General features: G+C 58.2%; 17 protein-coding genes and 1 pseudogene. 6 read left to right on the top strand and 12 right to left on the bottom strand.

What is annotated here, in order from left to right:
• A complete protein-coding gene (locus DTW90_RS22515; protein WP_149341091.1) occupies positions 1-2271 on the bottom strand; it encodes a hypothetical protein in 2271 nt (756 codons plus the stop codon).
• A gap of 109 nt (positions 2272-2380) precedes the next feature.
• On the opposite strand from DTW90_RS22515, the gene DTW90_RS22510 reads away from it, so the two are divergent.
• A complete protein-coding gene (locus DTW90_RS22510) occupies positions 2381-3010 on the top strand; it encodes a hypothetical protein (protein ID WP_149341089.1) in 630 nt (209 codons plus the stop codon).
• Between the two features lie 152 nt (positions 3011-3162).
• Here the strand turns inward: DTW90_RS22510 and DTW90_RS22505 are convergent, their stop codons facing one another.
• Positions 3163-3873 (bottom strand): hypothetical protein, encoded by a 711-nt coding sequence (locus tag DTW90_RS22505; protein WP_149341087.1) that lies wholly within the window; start codon positions 3871-3873, stop codon positions 3163-3165.
• A 415-nt stretch (positions 3874-4288) separates the two neighbouring features.
• Here DTW90_RS22505 and DTW90_RS22500 point away from each other — a divergent pair, with 415 nt between their 5' ends.
• Both DTW90_RS22500 and DTW90_RS22495 read left to right on the top strand, forming a co-directional pair.
• On the top strand, positions 4289-5818 hold the full coding sequence (locus DTW90_RS22500) for a PAS domain-containing hybrid sensor histidine kinase/response regulator (RefSeq protein ID WP_246665011.1): 1530 nt from the start codon (positions 4289-4291) through the stop codon (positions 5816-5818).
• A gap of 182 nt (positions 5819-6000) precedes the next feature.
• Positions 6001-6300 carry a hypothetical protein gene (locus tag DTW90_RS22495; protein WP_149341083.1) on the top strand — a complete coding sequence of 100 codons (300 nt, stop codon included), beginning with the start codon at positions 6001-6003 and terminating at the stop codon, positions 6298-6300.
• A gap of 206 nt (positions 6301-6506) precedes the next feature.
• Here DTW90_RS22495 and DTW90_RS22490 read toward each other — a convergent pair whose 3' ends face one another.
• The gene (locus DTW90_RS22490) at positions 6507-6734 is read right to left on the bottom strand and encodes a hypothetical protein (RefSeq protein ID WP_149341082.1); all 228 of its coding nucleotides are present in this window, start codon (positions 6732-6734) and stop codon (positions 6507-6509) included.
• Positions 6735-7099: 365 nt separating this feature from the next.
• Positions 7100-7819, bottom strand: a complete 720-nt coding sequence (locus tag DTW90_RS22485) for an SDR family oxidoreductase (protein WP_149341080.1) — start codon at positions 7817-7819, stop codon at positions 7100-7102.
• A 69-nt stretch (positions 7820-7888) separates the two neighbouring features.
• Here DTW90_RS22485 and DTW90_RS22480 point away from each other — a divergent pair, with 69 nt between their 5' ends.
• Entirely contained in the window at positions 7889-8449 is a 561-nt protein-coding gene (locus DTW90_RS22480) for a TetR/AcrR family transcriptional regulator (protein ID WP_246665010.1), read from the top strand.
• 236 nt (positions 8450-8685) lie between these two features.
• Here the strand turns inward: DTW90_RS22480 and DTW90_RS22475 are convergent, their stop codons facing one another.
• Both DTW90_RS22475 and DTW90_RS22470 read right to left on the bottom strand, forming a co-directional pair.
• Complete coding sequence (locus DTW90_RS22475; protein ID WP_149341078.1) at positions 8686-8985, bottom strand: hypothetical protein; 300 nt, start codon at positions 8983-8985, stop codon at positions 8686-8688.
• Positions 8982-9281, bottom strand: a complete 300-nt coding sequence (locus DTW90_RS22470) for a hypothetical protein (protein WP_149341076.1) — start codon at positions 9279-9281, stop codon at positions 8982-8984. The genes DTW90_RS22475 and DTW90_RS22470 overlap by 4 nt, the downstream gene beginning before the upstream one ends.
• 278 nt (positions 9282-9559) lie before the next feature.
• On the opposite strand from DTW90_RS22470, the gene DTW90_RS22465 reads away from it, so the two are divergent.
• On the top strand, positions 9560-9847 hold the full coding sequence (locus tag DTW90_RS22465) for a hypothetical protein (protein WP_149341074.1): 288 nt from the start codon (positions 9560-9562) through the stop codon (positions 9845-9847).
• Between the two features lie 109 nt (positions 9848-9956).
• Here DTW90_RS22465 and DTW90_RS22460 read toward each other — a convergent pair whose 3' ends face one another.
• The 4 genes and pseudogenes from DTW90_RS22460 to DTW90_RS22445 all read right to left on the bottom strand — a co-directional run bounded on the left by DTW90_RS22460 (position 9957) and on the right by DTW90_RS22445 (position 12498).
• Positions 9957-10151, bottom strand: coding sequence for a hypothetical protein (locus tag DTW90_RS22460; RefSeq protein ID WP_132528689.1), 195 nt, complete (start codon positions 10149-10151; stop codon positions 9957-9959).
• A gap of 445 nt (positions 10152-10596) precedes the next feature.
• Positions 10597-10926 carry a hypothetical protein gene (locus tag DTW90_RS22455; RefSeq protein WP_149341072.1) on the bottom strand — a complete coding sequence of 110 codons (330 nt, stop codon included), beginning with the start codon at positions 10924-10926 and terminating at the stop codon, positions 10597-10599.
• Positions 10923-11564 (bottom strand): annotated as a pseudogene (locus DTW90_RS22450) (Ku protein); the annotation flags it as partial. The gene DTW90_RS22455 and the pseudogene DTW90_RS22450, both read right to left, overlap by 4 nt.
• A 28-nt stretch (positions 11565-11592) precedes the next feature.
• Positions 11593-12498, bottom strand: a complete 906-nt coding sequence (locus DTW90_RS22445) for a Ku protein (protein WP_149341069.1) — start codon at positions 12496-12498, stop codon at positions 11593-11595.
• 568 nt (positions 12499-13066) lie between these two features.
• Between DTW90_RS22445 and DTW90_RS22440 the strand changes: the two genes are divergently transcribed.
• Positions 13067-13534 (top strand): cupin domain-containing protein, encoded by a 468-nt coding sequence (locus tag DTW90_RS22440; RefSeq protein ID WP_188080017.1) that lies wholly within the window; start codon positions 13067-13069, stop codon positions 13532-13534.
• 839 nt (positions 13535-14373) lie between these two features.
• Here DTW90_RS22440 and DTW90_RS22435 read toward each other — a convergent pair.
• Both DTW90_RS22435 and DTW90_RS22430 read right to left on the bottom strand, forming a co-directional pair.
• A complete protein-coding gene (locus tag DTW90_RS22435) occupies positions 14374-14892 on the bottom strand; it encodes a hypothetical protein (protein ID WP_149341065.1) in 519 nt (172 codons plus the stop codon).
• Between the two features lie 66 nt (positions 14893-14958).
• On the bottom strand, positions 14959-15460 hold a 502-nt coding region (locus DTW90_RS22430; RefSeq protein ID WP_149341063.1), incomplete at its 5' end, for a TetR-like C-terminal domain-containing protein.

Below are 15460 nucleotides of genomic sequence, written 5' to 3'. Positions count from 1 at the left end.
TCAGAGGAACCACGGCTTGTGACCGATCGCTCCGAAGGTCACGGCATCCGGATCCCAGCCTCTCACCGAGGCCAGACCTGCGAGCCGCTCGGCGATGAGATCGGAATAGCGGATGGTTATGGGGAACGGCTCGGGCGAGAGCATTCGCCAGGAATGTGCGGAGAAGGAAAACGCCTGGCGAGAGAGGTAGGTCATGTCCTTAAACGTGGAGTTCAGATGAAGCCTGATAAGGGCAGGCCGTGGCATGCCGTCGGTCACCTGCTTGAGTTCGGAGGCTCCCGCGAATACTACCAGGGACTCGAAGTCGCTGAGACGGATATGGAGCTGCCGCGCAGGGCCGAGGACACCCTTCTTGCCGCCTCTTGCCGCGATACCCTTTTGAGCATGATCGAACAAAAGAAAAGGATGGTCTGGGGCGATGTGCAGGTACGCCGCCTTGACATCGCCCAGCCTCAGTTCGCCCGTCAGAGCGTCGATCGCCTCCACCTCCGAGTCCTTGAAGGGTTTGAACGAGTGAAAAACGAGCCTGACCTTGTCAGTGCTCCGCCAGTTGTCCTCGGTCCGGACGGCTTCGATCGTCCGCTTCAAGGTCTTACGCAGTTCCTCGGGATAGCGATCATAGGGAACCGCGGCAGTCCGGTCGCTGAGCAGATAGCTGCCATCGCTGGAAAACACCGTGGTTATGCCGACATGCCTCATCTGGGGGCCAAGCCTGCTTTCAGAACTGGTGCTCGACCCCAAGCCGATGACAAGCTCGTGGGCGACCGTTTGACTGGAAGCAAGCAGCCATGGCGTGCCCCCGAGCTTTGCGTATGTCGCCAGGCTCAGATGGTTCATCGGAAACACGAGCTCATTGTCCGGGAACGACATCGTCTCCAGACGAACGCTCTGAACGGGCACGTCACGCCTGAGGAAGATGGATTTGGTGGTGTAGTAGGGGTTCGAACCGTCGGCGAGCGACTTGAATTCCTCTTCGATCTGGACGATCGCAAGATCCCACTCGAAGCCTCCGTCGCGGGCCTTGTCCAGCGCTTCGCGACTGGCGACGGCGTAGGCCTCGTCCGACGTGCCGTCGGCGAGGAAATAGTGCACGGTGGGCTTGTTCAGCCGGAAGCGCTTGATGAAGCCGTCTCCAAAGCGCGCGAAGTTCTTTCCCTGCTGAAGAATCTTCGGCATTCCATGCAGGAATTTCGCCACGAACTCGTCAACGCGCCCTTCGAGGCGCGCCTGACACACGACCGCGATATTCAGACCCTTCGGACTGAAGACCTGCTCGTCGTACGGGCCATGATCCTTCAACCCCCGTTCAGCCCAGTCGTCCTTCCGGCTGCCGCTCGGATCGAACAGCAGGAAGGGCTTCTCGATGATTTCCCCGGACGGGAACAGGCGTCCCTTGGTATTCAGTGGACCATCGATGGCAAAATTGGCCCCGGGAACTGCGGCGGGCTTCTTGTCCCTCAGGTACTTCACGATGCTGTCGATGTGCTCCAGCTTGCCCGGGCCGGACGCGAGGTGCTGCGAGGCCCGCTGGGATTGCTCAAGCACGCGCTCGGCATCGCGCCCGAGAACTTTGCGCACACATTCCTCGAAGTTTTCCTTACGCGGTTCCAGGAAGGCCAGTTTCGCAGCGACTTTCTCGTAACCCGGCTCGCAATCCTCCAGAAGGAGCTCTTCGCCGTCGACACTGCGGACCCGGCCAACAAGCTTCCGCTTGGGCATGATCCGGTCATCGATCGGGGGCAGCTCAACCTGGACGTATCGGCCGACGATGTGCACCCCGGCATCGATGAGCACGTCGCAAGTCGCGGAGATGAAGGACTTTGCTCGGACATCGCATACGATGCCATGGATCCTCCTGCGGTCGACGGTGATATGCCGGGTATGGATCTCGGTGACCGACAGCCGCTGGAGCCAGTCCGGCAGATTGGCATGCTCGATCAGCGGAACGCGCGCACCGAGGAACTTCAAGGGATTGTTCGACAGGATGGGCCGCTTGCCCAGAAGCTGGATGAGCGATTCCTGCAAGAGCATCGGCCAGAAGATCTGGTGCTGTCTCAGATCAATCGTTTCCTGGACATGTCCAAGCGGGACTGCGCCCGGCATGATCGGAATGTCGACAATGTTTTCAGCTCCGTCGCGCCGGAAGACATGAGTATCCCTGAAGTCGGCGCGCAGCTCAGCAAGGCGTTCCTTGTCGTAGTTCTGACGCCCGACAAGAACGCTGCAATTACCTTCCAAGGAGATCGGTGCAAAATTAATCGTCAAGTCCATTGAAGTCGCCAACAGAATCAGATTCGTTTTTCGGAGTCTATAGCGGTGGGAAGTCTCCGCAATCGGAAGTACTGGATTTTTAAAGTAAATCGGCGAGCGAGGAGCCTCCATGCACAGCTATTCCGCAGCGATCGATGACATCGTCAGAATTCAGATAGGTCTAAGCAATTTCTGGAAGAACGCTCATGGCTGGGCTCCCGACGGAGCCGCGGCGATGCTGGCATCGGCGCGGCTCGAACTCATGCCCTCGCTTGCAGCGGCGCTGTACAAGTGGACGCCAGAAACCACGATGACGGACGGCGAACTGATCCTTGCTTGGGCGAATCTCGGCAGCCTCATGGAGAGTTCCCTTCGGCTCTTCCTGGCAGTCTATCTCGAAGATTTTCTTGCCGACCACGAGACTGTCAAGAGCCTGGATGCCATGCACAAGAAGGGCGAGAAGACGGGGACGATCCACGATCCTACCGAGATCTCGCTCGAGAAGATGAGGCAGTACTTCACCAAGAAGGATCTCCTGTCGCCAAAGGACCTGGCAGCGGTCGCCTTCATTCAAGGCCAGCGGAACGCCATTCACTCCTTCAGCAAGAAGGACATTGGAAGCGCCGAGATATTCTCCCACCATATCTTTCAGTTTCGGCGTCTGATCGCTGTCATAGGTCTGCGACTGCCGTATCCGGACGGCTTCGAATTTGAAGGTCACGTGCTCGCCAGGAAAATCCTGGCTGAGCCCGTGACCTAGCGCGCCGCATTCAGTGACCGACGCCCACACCCTGAGGCGCTCTCCGGAGCATCAGCGTTGCCACAAGCGCTAACGGCAAGGCGGTCCCGAGCAGGAAGAAGGCATCGCCAAATGCACATTTTGAAGATTGCGATCATGAACGCCTTTGGCCTCTACCGAGGCTCAAGGACCCGCGCTTCCGGAGTTCGCCCGGAAACCTGATCGGTGTTGGCATTGCGACGCCAGAACTGGAACAAGTCGATGTCCTCACCGAGCATTTGGGTGTGCATCAGCTGATCCGTTGTCTCCTCGTCGTACGGCGCCGCCAACCCGGGCAGTGTGCTGGTGTCGCCAAGCGCGACATGATCGAAGGACTTCAACGAGGCACTGTCGCATCCGACCGCGTCCTTCCCCAGCGGTAGTGTGGCGCCAGGTTTCACGCCAACACGATAGATTTCAGGTGATACAATCTCATACCAGGCTGCCTCTATCATGATCGAATGATGGAAATGGAGGTGAGGCGCGGCCAGCATGTCGACGGGGATATATCGGGCCAAGGTGCTCGTGCGGCCTTTTGTGCTCCCGCGGTACACGTCGAGCGTCAGAGTTGCCTCGGTCTCCCGGGAAGAAGTCGTCTGAAATCTGATCTGCCCATTCGAGGCCATTGCGATCCTGTGGAGGTCGGCCTCGCTGCCGATCTTGTCGAGGCTCGTGAAATAGGTATAGGCGACGTTCTCCAGTCGACGCGTGCTCCGCAGGTTCCAGGCCGACGACCAGAGTTCGCCGGAGCGTAGTATCAAGCCGAGGTTGGTGGGCGTCGTGTGGTGATATAAGAGGATCTCGAAATCATCAGCTGCCGTCCTGCGAGCGCGGCCCGAGGCCATGTGTGCGATATGGCGTGGTCCGGAAAGCTCGCACTTGTAGAGCTGCGAGCCATCCCCGTAGCACTTGACTCGGCTGCGATCTTACTTCCCGCCACCGGAGCGACTTGCGCGCTGCGCAAGCACAAGGAATTCAGCCCGCTCGGCGAATTCCCCCATACAAGGCGGTCAGCGCGACTTTCAGGAATGAAAGGCGGCAAGATGTCCACGCTGACAGATTGAGAAGGCGCTCATCGTCAAGGCCGTTGAGCGTAATCAGCGGGTGCGCTTTCAGGCGGCGGCATCGACAAAGGGTTGTTAGCGGTATCAGACCTTACACCTGGGTGGGGTCGTCGCTTGAGGTTTTTAGATTGTGTCCTACGCTATCTCCGATAGGATTCGGGGAAAGATGACACCCGATTGCGACGGCAGAAGGCCCATGGACGAGTCCGACATTAAGACCGAGCAGCGTTACCGCCTGCTCATCGAGGCGATCACCGACTATGCGATCTGCATGCTCGATCGCGATGGTTTCGTCACGAGCTGGAATCCAGGCGCCGAAAGACTGAAGGGCTATAAGGAGGACGAGATCGTGAGCCGTCATTTCTCCACCTTCTACACAGAAGAGGACCGCACAGCGGGCCTTCCGGCACTAGCCCTTCAGGCGGCCGAACACGAAGGCCGCTTCGAGCGTGAGGGATGGCGTTTGAGGAAGGACGGCACGCGCTTCTGGGCGAACGTCATCATCGATCCGATCAGGAATGCCGAAGGCGAGCTCATCGGCTTTGCGAAGATCACACGTGACATCAGTGACAAGCGTGCCGCGCAGGAGGCGATCTTCCAAGCGCAGAAGATGGAAGCCGTGGGGCAGCTGACAGGCGGGCTGGCCCACGACTTCAACAATCTCCTGATGGCAATACTCGGCAGTCTTGAGATCGCTAAGAAGAGAGCGGTCCGACCCGATGTCGCCGACCTCATCGAAAACGCCATCCAAGGGGCCCAGCGAGGGGCCACGCTGACGCAGAGGTTGCTTGCATTTTCGCGCCGTCAGGAACTGCAGCTCGTTCCGGTGGACGTCGGCGGCCTGGTAGGGGGAATGACCGAGCTGATGCGACGGACGATTGGACCCGAAGTCGTCATCACCACGCATTTTCCGCCGGATCTACCGAGGGCCTGCACAGACGCAAACCAGCTTGAGAGTGCGCTGCTAAACTTGGTGGTCAACGCCCGCGATGCCATGCCGGGCGGAGGAGAGGTCATCGTCGCCGCTGAACGGAAATCCGTTCAAGCCAGCGAGGGGACAATGCTCTTACCCGGCGAATATGTCTGCCTCTCTGTGCGTGATCAAGGAGAAGGAATGGATGCCGAAACGCTCGTCAATGCGACCACTCCGTTCTTCACTACGAAGGGCGTCGGCAAGGGCACGGGTCTCGGTCTGCCAATGGTACACGGCCTCATGGCGCAGTCGGGCGGTCATCTTGTGCTTAAGTCCGCACCAGGCGAGGGCACGACCGCAGAGCTTTGGCTTCCCGTCGCCCACGAGATTGATGTCGCTCCCGCCGCCTTCGTGCCCGAAATGCATGTCGACGCGCCACTCACCTCAATGACGGTTCTGGTCGTGGATGACGACCCGCTTGTTCTCATGAACACCGTGCTTCTGCTTGAAGACCTCGGGATGCAGACCATCCAGGCCTCTTCCGCCCAAGAGGCGCTGGCGATCCTTGCCTCGGGTGATCTTCCGGGCGTCGTCGTCACGGATCATGCAATGCCGAAGATGACGGGCGCGCAGCTGTGCCAGGAGATAAACGTGAGATATCCGGCGCTTCCTATAGTTCTCGCCACTGGCTATGCAGAACTGCCGGACGGCGTCGGCGACCTCGGTGACGTCGTCCGACTCTCCAAGCCGTTCAGCCAAGCACAGTTGTCGCGCGCGTTGGCGGAAGCCTGCAAGGGCGGGCAATGCTTCTGATGTAGCTTGCTGCACGCCCTTGCAGGAGGCGCCTGCGGCGGCGCTATCGGCGACCGGTGCGGGCGCCTATGGACCTGAACGACCGCGGTCGGGATAATACACAGAGAACGGCAGCGCGCCATCAGCGTGTGGCACTGCGGCGATGCTGAGAGTGACAACCCTCATCAAGGGGAATCGGTTCCATGGCGAGCTACTTTGTGGATACGCTCGGCTTAACAGCAGTCATGGCGTTCCTTGTCGTCACAAGACTTCTCAGGACCAGAAAAACCGCGAGCTGGTCACAAATCCGCGGTAGCGTCACGGGGGTGAGGGTGCGCGCCCTGGGCGATTTGTCGGAAACGTTGATCGACGTTGCCTACAGCTTCGAAGGGCGGGCTTTCGAGGTGCATGATTTAGTGACGGACGGCGCTGAGCTTCGAGATTTTCCGGTTAAGACGCCCGTTGAACTCTTAGTTCAATCCCGCCAACCCCGGCGAATGTAGATTCAAAGATCGATACTGAAGGATCGCCCACACCCCAAGTATGGTAGGGGCTCGCCTTACTCTTGCGAGCAGGGGGTAAGCGAGCCCGCATGTCCTTTGCTTGGGGGACGGGGCATATTGGAGGAGCGGATCGATATTGCAACCCCAGAACAATAGGGTCTTCTATTGTGGCGCCTATCCGTCAGATAAAGGCGCGGCCAATCAACTTACGAATCCAGATGGGCCTCAATGACTTCCCTTGCCAGCTCAACGGCTCCGGTGTCGTCATTGGCCTCGGCCTCTTCGAGCAGAAGGAGAGCCGTTTCATAAACGTTTGTTTCGTCCTCGTCCGAGAAAATGCCTTTGGCTTTCAGCACCCCGATGAGGGCTGACAGCAACGCCGACGATGAAAGCGCCATCGCGGATGCGCTCAACAGCTTTGGTGTGTCGGACAACTTCAGTCTCCATTTTTGATACGGGAGACGAGTATTCCTCGAAAGGCTAGATGCCAAGCGAGTGACAGATTCATAATTAAACGTTAAGGTTTACGATGGATCGGCCGCGAGCTGCCGTAATCGAGGGCGAGAGCCAGACCGTTTGTTGGGCGTGAGCGAGTCTGACAATCTGCAGACCCGATACCCTCGCTTTTGGTTTCGGATCCTTGTGAAGTTCCGGCCGCAGGTGTGAAACGCAACAAGGAAGGCACTAGCGGTAACCAGGACCGCTGTCGAATTGAGATCGATCAGCTTGGACTACAGGTCCCTTTCTCCCGAGGTTACCTTCGTCAACGAGACAACTACGTGCCAGGAGTTCGTGCACCTTACCACGGGGTTGTGTCACCCGGTTCGACGAACGTCCCCGATGTCGTTGCAACGAGTGCATACTGCACTGGCAGCCTTGCTCCTTCCTCCGCAGTCATGTCGCCGTATCCGGTCAGGTCGGTCTTGACGAAGCCAGGGCTGACCGAGTTCACGACGATGCCAGTTTCTTTCAGTTCCTGGTGCAATTGGATCGTCAGCATGTTCAGCGACGCCTTCGATGCATTGTACCCGATGAACTGCTGAGAATAGTATGTCGATGTCGGATCGCCGTTCAACGCCAGCGAACCAAGCGAGCTCGATACGTTTACGATGCGCCCGGCAGGTGACGCCTTCATCAGCGGCAGCACCGCCTGCGTCACAGCCAATGCGCCGATGAAGTTTACGTCCATGACATTGCGAACAGCATCAATGGACGCACGGCTCGGGGGCGCGTCCGCAAAATCAAAGATGCCCGCGTTATTGACGAGGATGTCCAGGCGACCATGCATGTCGGCAATGGCTTGGGCCGCCGCAGCGATGCTCTCTTCGTTCGTGACGTCGAGCTGGACGGAAAAGGCGTCGATGCCCTGCGACTTCAATTCGGTGGCTGCCGCGGTGCCTCGATCCACATCCCTCGCACCGATTACGACCGTGACACCAGTCTGGCCGAGTTGGCGCGAGACCTCCAGGCCGATGCCCTTATTGCCACCGGTTACAAGCGCAACGCGTTCTTCCTTCATGTTCAAAGCCTTTCTTCGTCTACGTTTTTCAACATGATATGAAGAATCATTCAGTTTGAGGATTCGCTTTTGATTTCATCCACCCCACAGGCCTTGAAGCCCCGGAAACGACCGCAGCAACGACGGTCTTCTGCTACGCTCGACGCGATTTTCGAGGCTACCATTCAGCTTTTGGTCAAGGACGGTCTTCATCAGCTCACCACCACACGCGTCGCCGAGCGGGCGGGCGTTTCGGTCGGCACGATGTATCAATACTTCCCGCACAAACGGGCTCTGATTTACGCTCTCAACGAACGCTACCTCGACCGCCTTGCGGAGAGGATCGAAGCCACTTGCCGCGAACGGCAGGGCAACCCGGCCGGCGACATGGTGGAAGCGCTAATCGACGCTTACTGGCATGCGAAAACCGAAAAGCCGGATGTTACGCGCGCCCTGTACCGATCCGTGGTGGAAATGGACAACGGGGCATTGATATCAGCCTTCGCGGTACGGACCGACGCGGCAATCACCGCCATGCTCGCAAGTGCTTCCGACAATGACGCTTCCGATGCGAGGTCAAATACTCGTACCCTTGTCACCGTCATATTCGGACCGGCGAGGTGGCTGAAGATTTACGCCGAGAGCTCGTGATCATGTGCCGCGCATATCTTGATAGACATGGATGATGAATTCGTTCTGGCACTTCTGGCTGCGACTGTTACGCCAACCTTCGGTTGCGTAGAGGATCTGTGTCGCCTGATGAAGATAGGACACTCGCTGGACGCGGGGCATTCTCGAAATGAAGACAGGGCGGCCTTCCCATCGCTGTCGAGCGATACATGTGATGCCGCCGTGTAGCCGCCGTTCTCCGGACCTGAACGGCTTAGCTAATGAAGGATGGCTTCCCTGCTTTTTTTCGCAAGACGACGCTCCACCGTACCGATCAAGCGGCCCGCGCGTCCTAGCACGACGATGCCGTAGTCGGAGACGGCGAGGTCGTATGCCATTCGGTCTATCGCACGGGACAGATCGGCGATTGCCTCCGCGAGGTCCGCCAGCCCAAGACGGGTCGCCGTTACCGCCAAGTGTCGGAGGCAGTCGGCGTATCGAGAGGCGAGCACAAGCCTGTCGCTCACATGATCTTGCTCTGCGTGATGAAGGGTGCGCGAATATAGATGGCTCTTCATGATAGTGCGCCTCCACGGCGCCTGAAACCAATGCGGTCGAGCGCCTTGAGAGCCTCCACGATGTCGCGATAGTGGACTGATGTCGGCAGTTGCGGTGGATGCCTCAGTTGCGGGGCGGATTCGACTGAATAGCGATCCGACGCCCCCGAGGCCAAGATCGAACGCTTTTCCTGCACGTCCAGAAGCTGACATTCAAGAATGTCTTCGGGGCGAGTGAAATGTCGGTGTAGGACTTCGGACGCAGTCATTACGTCCGCCGGGATCGGGCTCGAATTGCCGTTGCCATTGGTGTCCATGTTAGTCTCCCAAAAATCTCCAGTGGCGGATGAAAATCTCCAGGTAGGGAAGCCGACGCCTGTCTCGGCGTTGGAATTCCCGCTTTTGTCGGCCGAGCTACCGTGCCGACCCACATAATTTATTTACGGCGTCAAAGGGGTTCAATAACCCGCCAAGGGAAATTTGGCACTCCCAGCACATGAGTGCCAAACGGGTCTTGAAGCCGGATGGGGCGATACCTAGTTCCTTGATGTCGGCGCAGGGCCGTGCGGCTTCAGGGAAGGGAGAGCTAGTCGCAATGCATTTCGTAAATGATATCAGTGGGCTTAGCATTGAAGAACGCGAAGAGGTCTTCCTCGATATAGCCAGGAACCTCGACAGGACTGCGATGGAGGCTCTCTTCGAGGGCAACGTGAAGTTCGCCCAGATTTTCAAGAACGTGGCAGAAGCGATGTTCGTCAAGGCCGATGAGTTTGCCCGTGAGGATGTGCAGGCGGCACATCATGTCCTGGGTCAGGCCACAAATCTGCTTCGACAGTTCGAGGACAGCCATCCACACCGTTGGCGGAGCATCGCAATCCATTAGCAGTCTACTGGGGCTCAGGTGGTCGGGCAGTTAACTGCAACAAGTCACGGTATACGGACCCTAGCGGCAGGCGGATGGGGCCCTGCACGACCAACGGAACCTATGGTCATCACTTTTGCTCGAAGGTCGCTTCGATCAGCATGGCTCCGAAATATTTTCGATCTTCGGCGCTGAGCGTGGGTGGTGCATCCAGCTCGAAGTACTCATGTCTGTCCATACTCGCCTGGACGAAGGCGGAGGCATTCCTGGCGGTGTCGAATGTGTGGACGCCATTTGAATTCGTAACGATCCAGTTCGTTCTCATCTTCCTACCCTTGAGGTTGACCCGTGCCAGCGCCGAGGCATGTTGAGAGGCGGTTAACCGGGATTGTAGTAGCGATGCGGCCGCAGGTTTTAAAAAGAACCCCGCCGGAGCGGGGCAGGTGGAAATGATATGACACCTGGATTTTACCCAAGTTGAAGGCGCTATTCAATTCACTCAGGAGGGCAAGCGGGCCGGATGATCCGGTGGTCGGGGCGAGTGCTGGCAGGAACAAGGCTATCAATGAGGTCGATGGCCCGCTCCAAGCACACTTTTGGTCCCTCGACCACGGTCGACCGAGGTTGCCGCTCCTTGAAGTCGATGATGGCGTTGCTGCCGGGCGGCGTGATAACAGCGTAGTGGTCAGTGGGGCTGTAGATCGCAATCCTGTAACCGCGATGAAGATACACCTGGCTTGGCACTCGCCATCCTTTCAATTCGAGTGACGCTACGCATCGGCAGGAAATCGGAGCCGTTCCGGCAGTCGACCGTGAGGTCGTGGTCGCGCCGCGAGCACATCCGCCTCTCGGACCAGAACTCTGCCGTCGACATCGTCGCCGCGCCTGATCGCGGTCGCCGCGAGCTCCCTGTAGAAGGGAGCATAGCGCATAAGACGGCGGAGCGATTTCTGAGGCGGGTTCGCAGTCGCCATCATCGCCTCGCATGTGACGATCACCTGCCAGACGGAGCATCCGTCGGTCACCGCCATCTGCCCGTTTTCAAAGTACAGGAACGGTGCTGGTTCACAGAGTTCAAATTCGCGTTCCTCGTCCATCATCCGGCCTTCTTGCTCTTGAGTTCGTCGGCGACCGATTTTCGCAGCGCGTCCATGATGTTCACAACATTCGAGGCGAGCGCGGCTTCTTGCTTCTTGCCCTTCGTGGTCTTCCTGGGCTTTAGCGCCGCCTTCTTCTCGTCTATCAGCTTTAAAAGGCTAGTCTGGATTGGATCGGTGACCATCTCCGGCGACCACCGCGCAGACTTTTTCTTCATCAGCTGCTGCACGAGCGGGACCAATTCCGGGTCCGCCTTCTCCTCGACATCCTCGAAGTAGCTCTCCTCTGGACGCACTTCGTCGCCGAAGCGAAGAGTCCAGAGGACGATTCCTTCGCCCCGAGGTTCCAGGATGACGGCACGCTCGCGGCGACCGATGACGAGCTTCGACACCCCCACGACCTTGTCAGCCTTCATGGCGTCACGGATGACGGCGAAGGCCTCGTTGCCGACAGCGTCGTCGGGCATGAGATAGTGCGGCTTCTCCAGATAGACCCATTCGATGCTGTCGGCGGGGACGAACTTGTCGATGTCGATCGTCCTGACCGTGTCGAGCGCCACCCGGTCGAGATCTTCGTCGGTCAAGATGATGTAGTCGTTCTCTCCACGAGCGTAGCCCTTTGCCTCGTTTTCGTCCTTGACAAGGGCGCGGTGCCATGGGTCAGCCTCCTCAGCTTGCTCTGCGTTGCGGGGCGGCGTTCGCGGCGGATTTCGACGCGGCCCCGCGCGAGGCACGTTGCCTGCCTTCGCCCTTGTTGGCATTGGCGGCTGTGCGCTTCGGTGTTTTTGTGGCCTTGCCTGCCAGTCCGGCGCTTTCGCGGAGTGCGGCCAGGAGATCGTTCGGCTTCGAAACCTCGACCTTCTTTGGCTTCGGCAAGGCCTTACCCTCAATCTTGGCCTTCACGAGGTTGGCGAGGGCGGCTTCGTAGCGGTCGTCGAACGACGCCGGATCAAACTCGCCCTTCTTCGTGCCTATGATGTGCTTGGCGAGGTCGAGCATCTCGCCCTCGATATTGATCTTCGGCATATCCTCGAACGCCTTCTTCGAGGACCGGACCTCGTAATCGTAGTTCAGCGTGGTGGCGACCAAGCCCTTGCCGTGCGGCCGTATGAGCACCGTCCGCATCCGGCGGAAAAGGACCGTCCGGGCGATGGCCGCGACCTTGGACCTTCGCATTGCGTCGCGCAGTGCGACGAAAGCGTCGCTGCCCATCTTGTCGGGGGTCAGGTAATACGGCTTGTCAAAATAGACATCGTCGACATCCGAGCAGGGAATGAATGCCTCGACTTCGAGGGTCTCGTTGCTCTCGGGGATCGCTGCTGCGATTTCGTCCAGATCAATCATGATGTATTGGCCGTTGTCGATCTCAAACCCCTTTGCCTGGGCTTCCTTCGGAACCGGATCTTCCGTCTCGCTGTCCACGAAGACGCGGTTCACGCGATTGCCCGTCGCCTTGTTGATCGTGTTAAAGGTTATGCGGTCGGAAGTGCTGGCGGCGGTATAGAGCGCGACGCCGCAGCTCACTTCACCGAACTTCAGATAGCCTTTCCATTGAGCCCGATGCCCTGCTCCCATGTCGCGATCCTCCGAATCAGCGATTCGCGGCTCAAAGCGTGCGGAGGTGATTCGTTCCGGCTCGAAACGAATCATTTTTCAATGGTTTGGCGCAGAATCCTAAGAAGATGATTCGACTGAAATCGAGGCGCGTATTCTTTGCCGATGATTGCGTCTGACACGCGAGAAACACGCCAAAGGATTCCTTTGGTCGCAATAGCTCACTTGTTGATGCGCGCAGCGTTAGGATTCTCAACGACTAACGCGCAAGATCGTGGCGGGAGCCGCACCGACACTTTCCCGGCCCGATCGACCCCACGCTGGCGTGAAATCTCTTGCCGTCTGTCTCAACAAAGGTAACATCTCCCGTGTCGTACGGGGGCGTCTCGCCAAAAAGCTTCGACGGTGATGTGGAGTTGTCGCAATGCGAACCGGGGGCGGTGCGGCGACTTTCCGAATCTACCAGACACCGATTCGTTTTGCTGAACTAACTGCGGTTGAAACGCTCCGCGGCAAATCAAGAATGCCGGGAGCGACCGAACAGTGAATACAGACGTCGCAGACGGCTACGACCAATGGGGGACTGGCAATGCTATCTCAGAAGGCAATCATCTCAGTGCCTGGCAAGGAGCGCGTGGCCAGAACACCTTTTGGAGCGAAGATCGTAATTCACGCTACTGCTGCCGAGACAGGTGGGGCTTTTGGAATGTGGGAGACGTTCACGCCGCCGGGGCAGGGGCCAGCACCCCACACCCATACCAGAGAGACCGAAATCTTTCGCGTAATCCGAGGAGTATACCACTTCGAATGCGGTAGCGAAGAATTCGACGCGCCTCCAGGAGCGGTCGTCGTTCTGCCACCTCATGTCCAGCACGCATGGCGAAATATCAGCGACGAACCCGGCCAGATGTTCGGAACCGTCATTCCGGGTGGCTGCGAGCAGCTGTTCATTGATATCGAGGCGTCGTGCGCCGACACGCCTGAAAAGATCGCTGTGATCGAAGCGCGTTTGGGTATCATAAACGATATGACGCAAGCTCTCGGATTGAGTGGTTAGGACGCAGCCGGGGCGGAGGTATTGATCGTAGCGAAGCAATGCGGCATCAAGCGTCTCGCCGAGATTTGAGAAGGCGGGAAACGTCCCGCCAGCAGCTGAAGAGTCCGCAGTTCCTTTAGAAGCTCATCCCTAACAAGGCCGCCGATTCAAACATTTCGATTGCAATGATCAAAGTAATCAAGAGGCTTGACGTCGCGGCGCCTTCGATAAGCCCGCTGTCTACAAGTGTCGGAACAGTAAAGGGCATTTTTGCCCAGCGGACTGAAAACCTTTAGGCAGAAGAGGCATCCTCGATCGCGAAGGCACTCTTCGATACTCGGTACTCCGCGGCGCCTGAGGTAAGCTTTTTGTTTGCAGGTATTCGAGCAGTAGCAAGCGGTCTTTCGGAGCGATGTGAAGGCCTCATCGCATAACTTGCAATTGGACACGATACGCGATCGGTTCCGATGCTCAGACCTTTGAATTGTATTGTGGCGCACCCTGCATTTCCGGCTACAGACGTAAACGACAGGAGCAAAATACCGCCGATGCGTACGAACCAGCCTACCGCAAACCTGGCACGGCAAGGGTTCGCGCCATTCGTCGTCGTCATGTGGATGGCAGGCAGAGCAAAAGAAAGCATTGCGCTTGCGAAAAACGACACTGTCCGAACCGAGCGTTGCAGAACACTGTGGGTTCGAGCATTGCATCGCAATCACCGTCGCTGTTGTCGCAATAGTGATGGCTTTCGAGAGCTAAGTAGTCCCGGAGCCTGATTGCAATACTCCGGTGATGTGTCGACTTTGTCACGCGACGTGCAGAACCACCCGTATTCCCAAAACGGAATCACCGCTCTGGTGTCAGTGGCCTAATACGCCAGCAGGCGTGTTGTGTTTAACCCTTTCTCGCTGCTGCGCTTGGCGTAGTCCCATTGCGAACGCGTCTGCACGCGCAGCCCCTAGTTCGGCGCGGCAAGCCTCGCCGAAATCGAGCAGGAAATTCATCGCGCCTGAGTGCGCCAAATTCCGCATCTCCGAGAGCGAGCGATTTGGGGTGAGGTAGGTATCCACGATCCGTGCCATTGCGCTCTCGGCTGCGTCCACTACGGATCTCGACGCGATCAGACGCATCTGGGCGACCAGTGCGTAAAGCAACACAAGGTCCGAGACGTCGTCCTTCTGGTGACTAACTGCATCACCATAAAGCCTCGTGGCTTCTGCAATGAAATCCGAAAAAAGCTTTTCGCGCTTGGCGACCTCGATCTCTCGTTGTTTTTCCCTTACCTGTGAACGGTGAGTTATCCAGGCGGTAGCGAACGAGGTTAGCCCGCCGATGGCGACGCCTGCGAGGCCGACCAGGGCTGAAATGTATGCATCCATGAGACTTTCCTTCGAGAGCGAACGCGGCGCGACCGTCGGGAGGGCGACAGACGAGGCGGCGTACTTCTATCCCGCAAGCGGCGGACCTACCCAGACACCGTCTGGCACTGTGGGGATCCCGTTCACCAATCCGTCGAGCATTCCCTGCAGGACGTTCTCAGTCAGCTCCTCCATCTTGTCGCTGGGACCGACCAGTCGGTCCACTAGTAGCAAAGTCAGGCCATGCATCTGCGACCAGAATACCAGGATCGCCCCATCCATCGCGCGGGTGTTGGGCTCGTCGTTTGGAATTTGCCGCCCCAGCGCGCCGTCGGAAATCGCATCAACGACCAAGGCTTTCATTGTGTAGGCCGCCGTTCTTTCGATGGCCGGGCGCCCTTCGTCCTGCGCCCCAAGGTAGCCCCCGAACATCAATCTGTAGAGTGCAGGATTGTCGACGCCGCGGTGAACATAGGCGCGCGCCATGGCTGCCAGCCTATCGCGTGGATCGTGCAGTTCCTTCGTCGCTTCAGCCATGCGCTTCGCCAGCAGCTCGAACCCCACAGCAGAGACGGCTGCAAGCAATTCA

It is taken from the genome of Neorhizobium sp. P12A, from assembly GCF_008365395.1.
Classification (GTDB): Bacteria; Pseudomonadota; Alphaproteobacteria; order Rhizobiales; family Rhizobiaceae; genus Rhizobium.
Note: the sequence above shows the minus strand (reverse complement) of the source record. Positions and strands in the feature narration are given on the sequence as shown.

Excerpts from the sequence above, each read along its gene's own strand:
- DTW90_RS22515 (WP_149341091.1), bottom strand. The coding sequence starts at position 2,271 with ATGGACTTGACGATTAATTTTGCACCGATCTCCTTGGAAGGTAATTGC.
- DTW90_RS22510 (WP_149341089.1), top strand. The coding sequence starts at position 2,381 with ATGCACAGCTATTCCGCAGCGATCGATGACATCGTCAGAATTCAGATA.
- DTW90_RS22505 (WP_149341087.1), bottom strand. The coding sequence starts at position 3,873 with ATGGCCTCGGGCCGCGCTCGCAGGACGGCAGCTGATGATTTCGAGATC.
- DTW90_RS22500 (WP_246665011.1), top strand. The coding sequence starts at position 4,289 with ATGGACGAGTCCGACATTAAGACCGAGCAGCGTTACCGCCTGCTCATC.
- DTW90_RS22495 (WP_149341083.1), top strand. The coding sequence starts at position 6,001 with ATGGCGAGCTACTTTGTGGATACGCTCGGCTTAACAGCAGTCATGGCG.
- DTW90_RS22485 (WP_149341080.1), bottom strand. The coding sequence starts at position 7,819 with ATGAAGGAAGAACGCGTTGCGCTTGTAACCGGTGGCAATAAGGGCATC.
- DTW90_RS22475 (WP_149341078.1), bottom strand. The coding sequence starts at position 8,985 with ATGAAGAGCCATCTATATTCGCGCACCCTTCATCACGCAGAGCAAGAT.
- DTW90_RS22470 (WP_149341076.1), bottom strand. The coding sequence starts at position 9,281 with ATGGACACCAATGGCAACGGCAATTCGAGCCCGATCCCGGCGGACGTA.
- DTW90_RS22465 (WP_149341074.1), top strand. The coding sequence starts at position 9,560 with ATGCATTTCGTAAATGATATCAGTGGGCTTAGCATTGAAGAACGCGAA.
- DTW90_RS22460 (WP_132528689.1), bottom strand. The coding sequence starts at position 10,151 with ATGAGAACGAACTGGATCGTTACGAATTCAAATGGCGTCCACACATTC.
- DTW90_RS22455 (WP_149341072.1), bottom strand. The coding sequence starts at position 10,926 with ATGATGGACGAGGAACGCGAATTTGAACTCTGTGAACCAGCACCGTTC.
- DTW90_RS22445 (WP_149341069.1), bottom strand. The coding sequence starts at position 12,498 with ATGGGAGCAGGGCATCGGGCTCAATGGAAAGGCTATCTGAAGTTCGGT.
- DTW90_RS22440 (WP_188080017.1), top strand. The coding sequence starts at position 13,067 with ATGCTATCTCAGAAGGCAATCATCTCAGTGCCTGGCAAGGAGCGCGTG.
- DTW90_RS22435 (WP_149341065.1), bottom strand. The coding sequence starts at position 14,892 with ATGGATGCATACATTTCAGCCCTGGTCGGCCTCGCAGGCGTCGCCATC.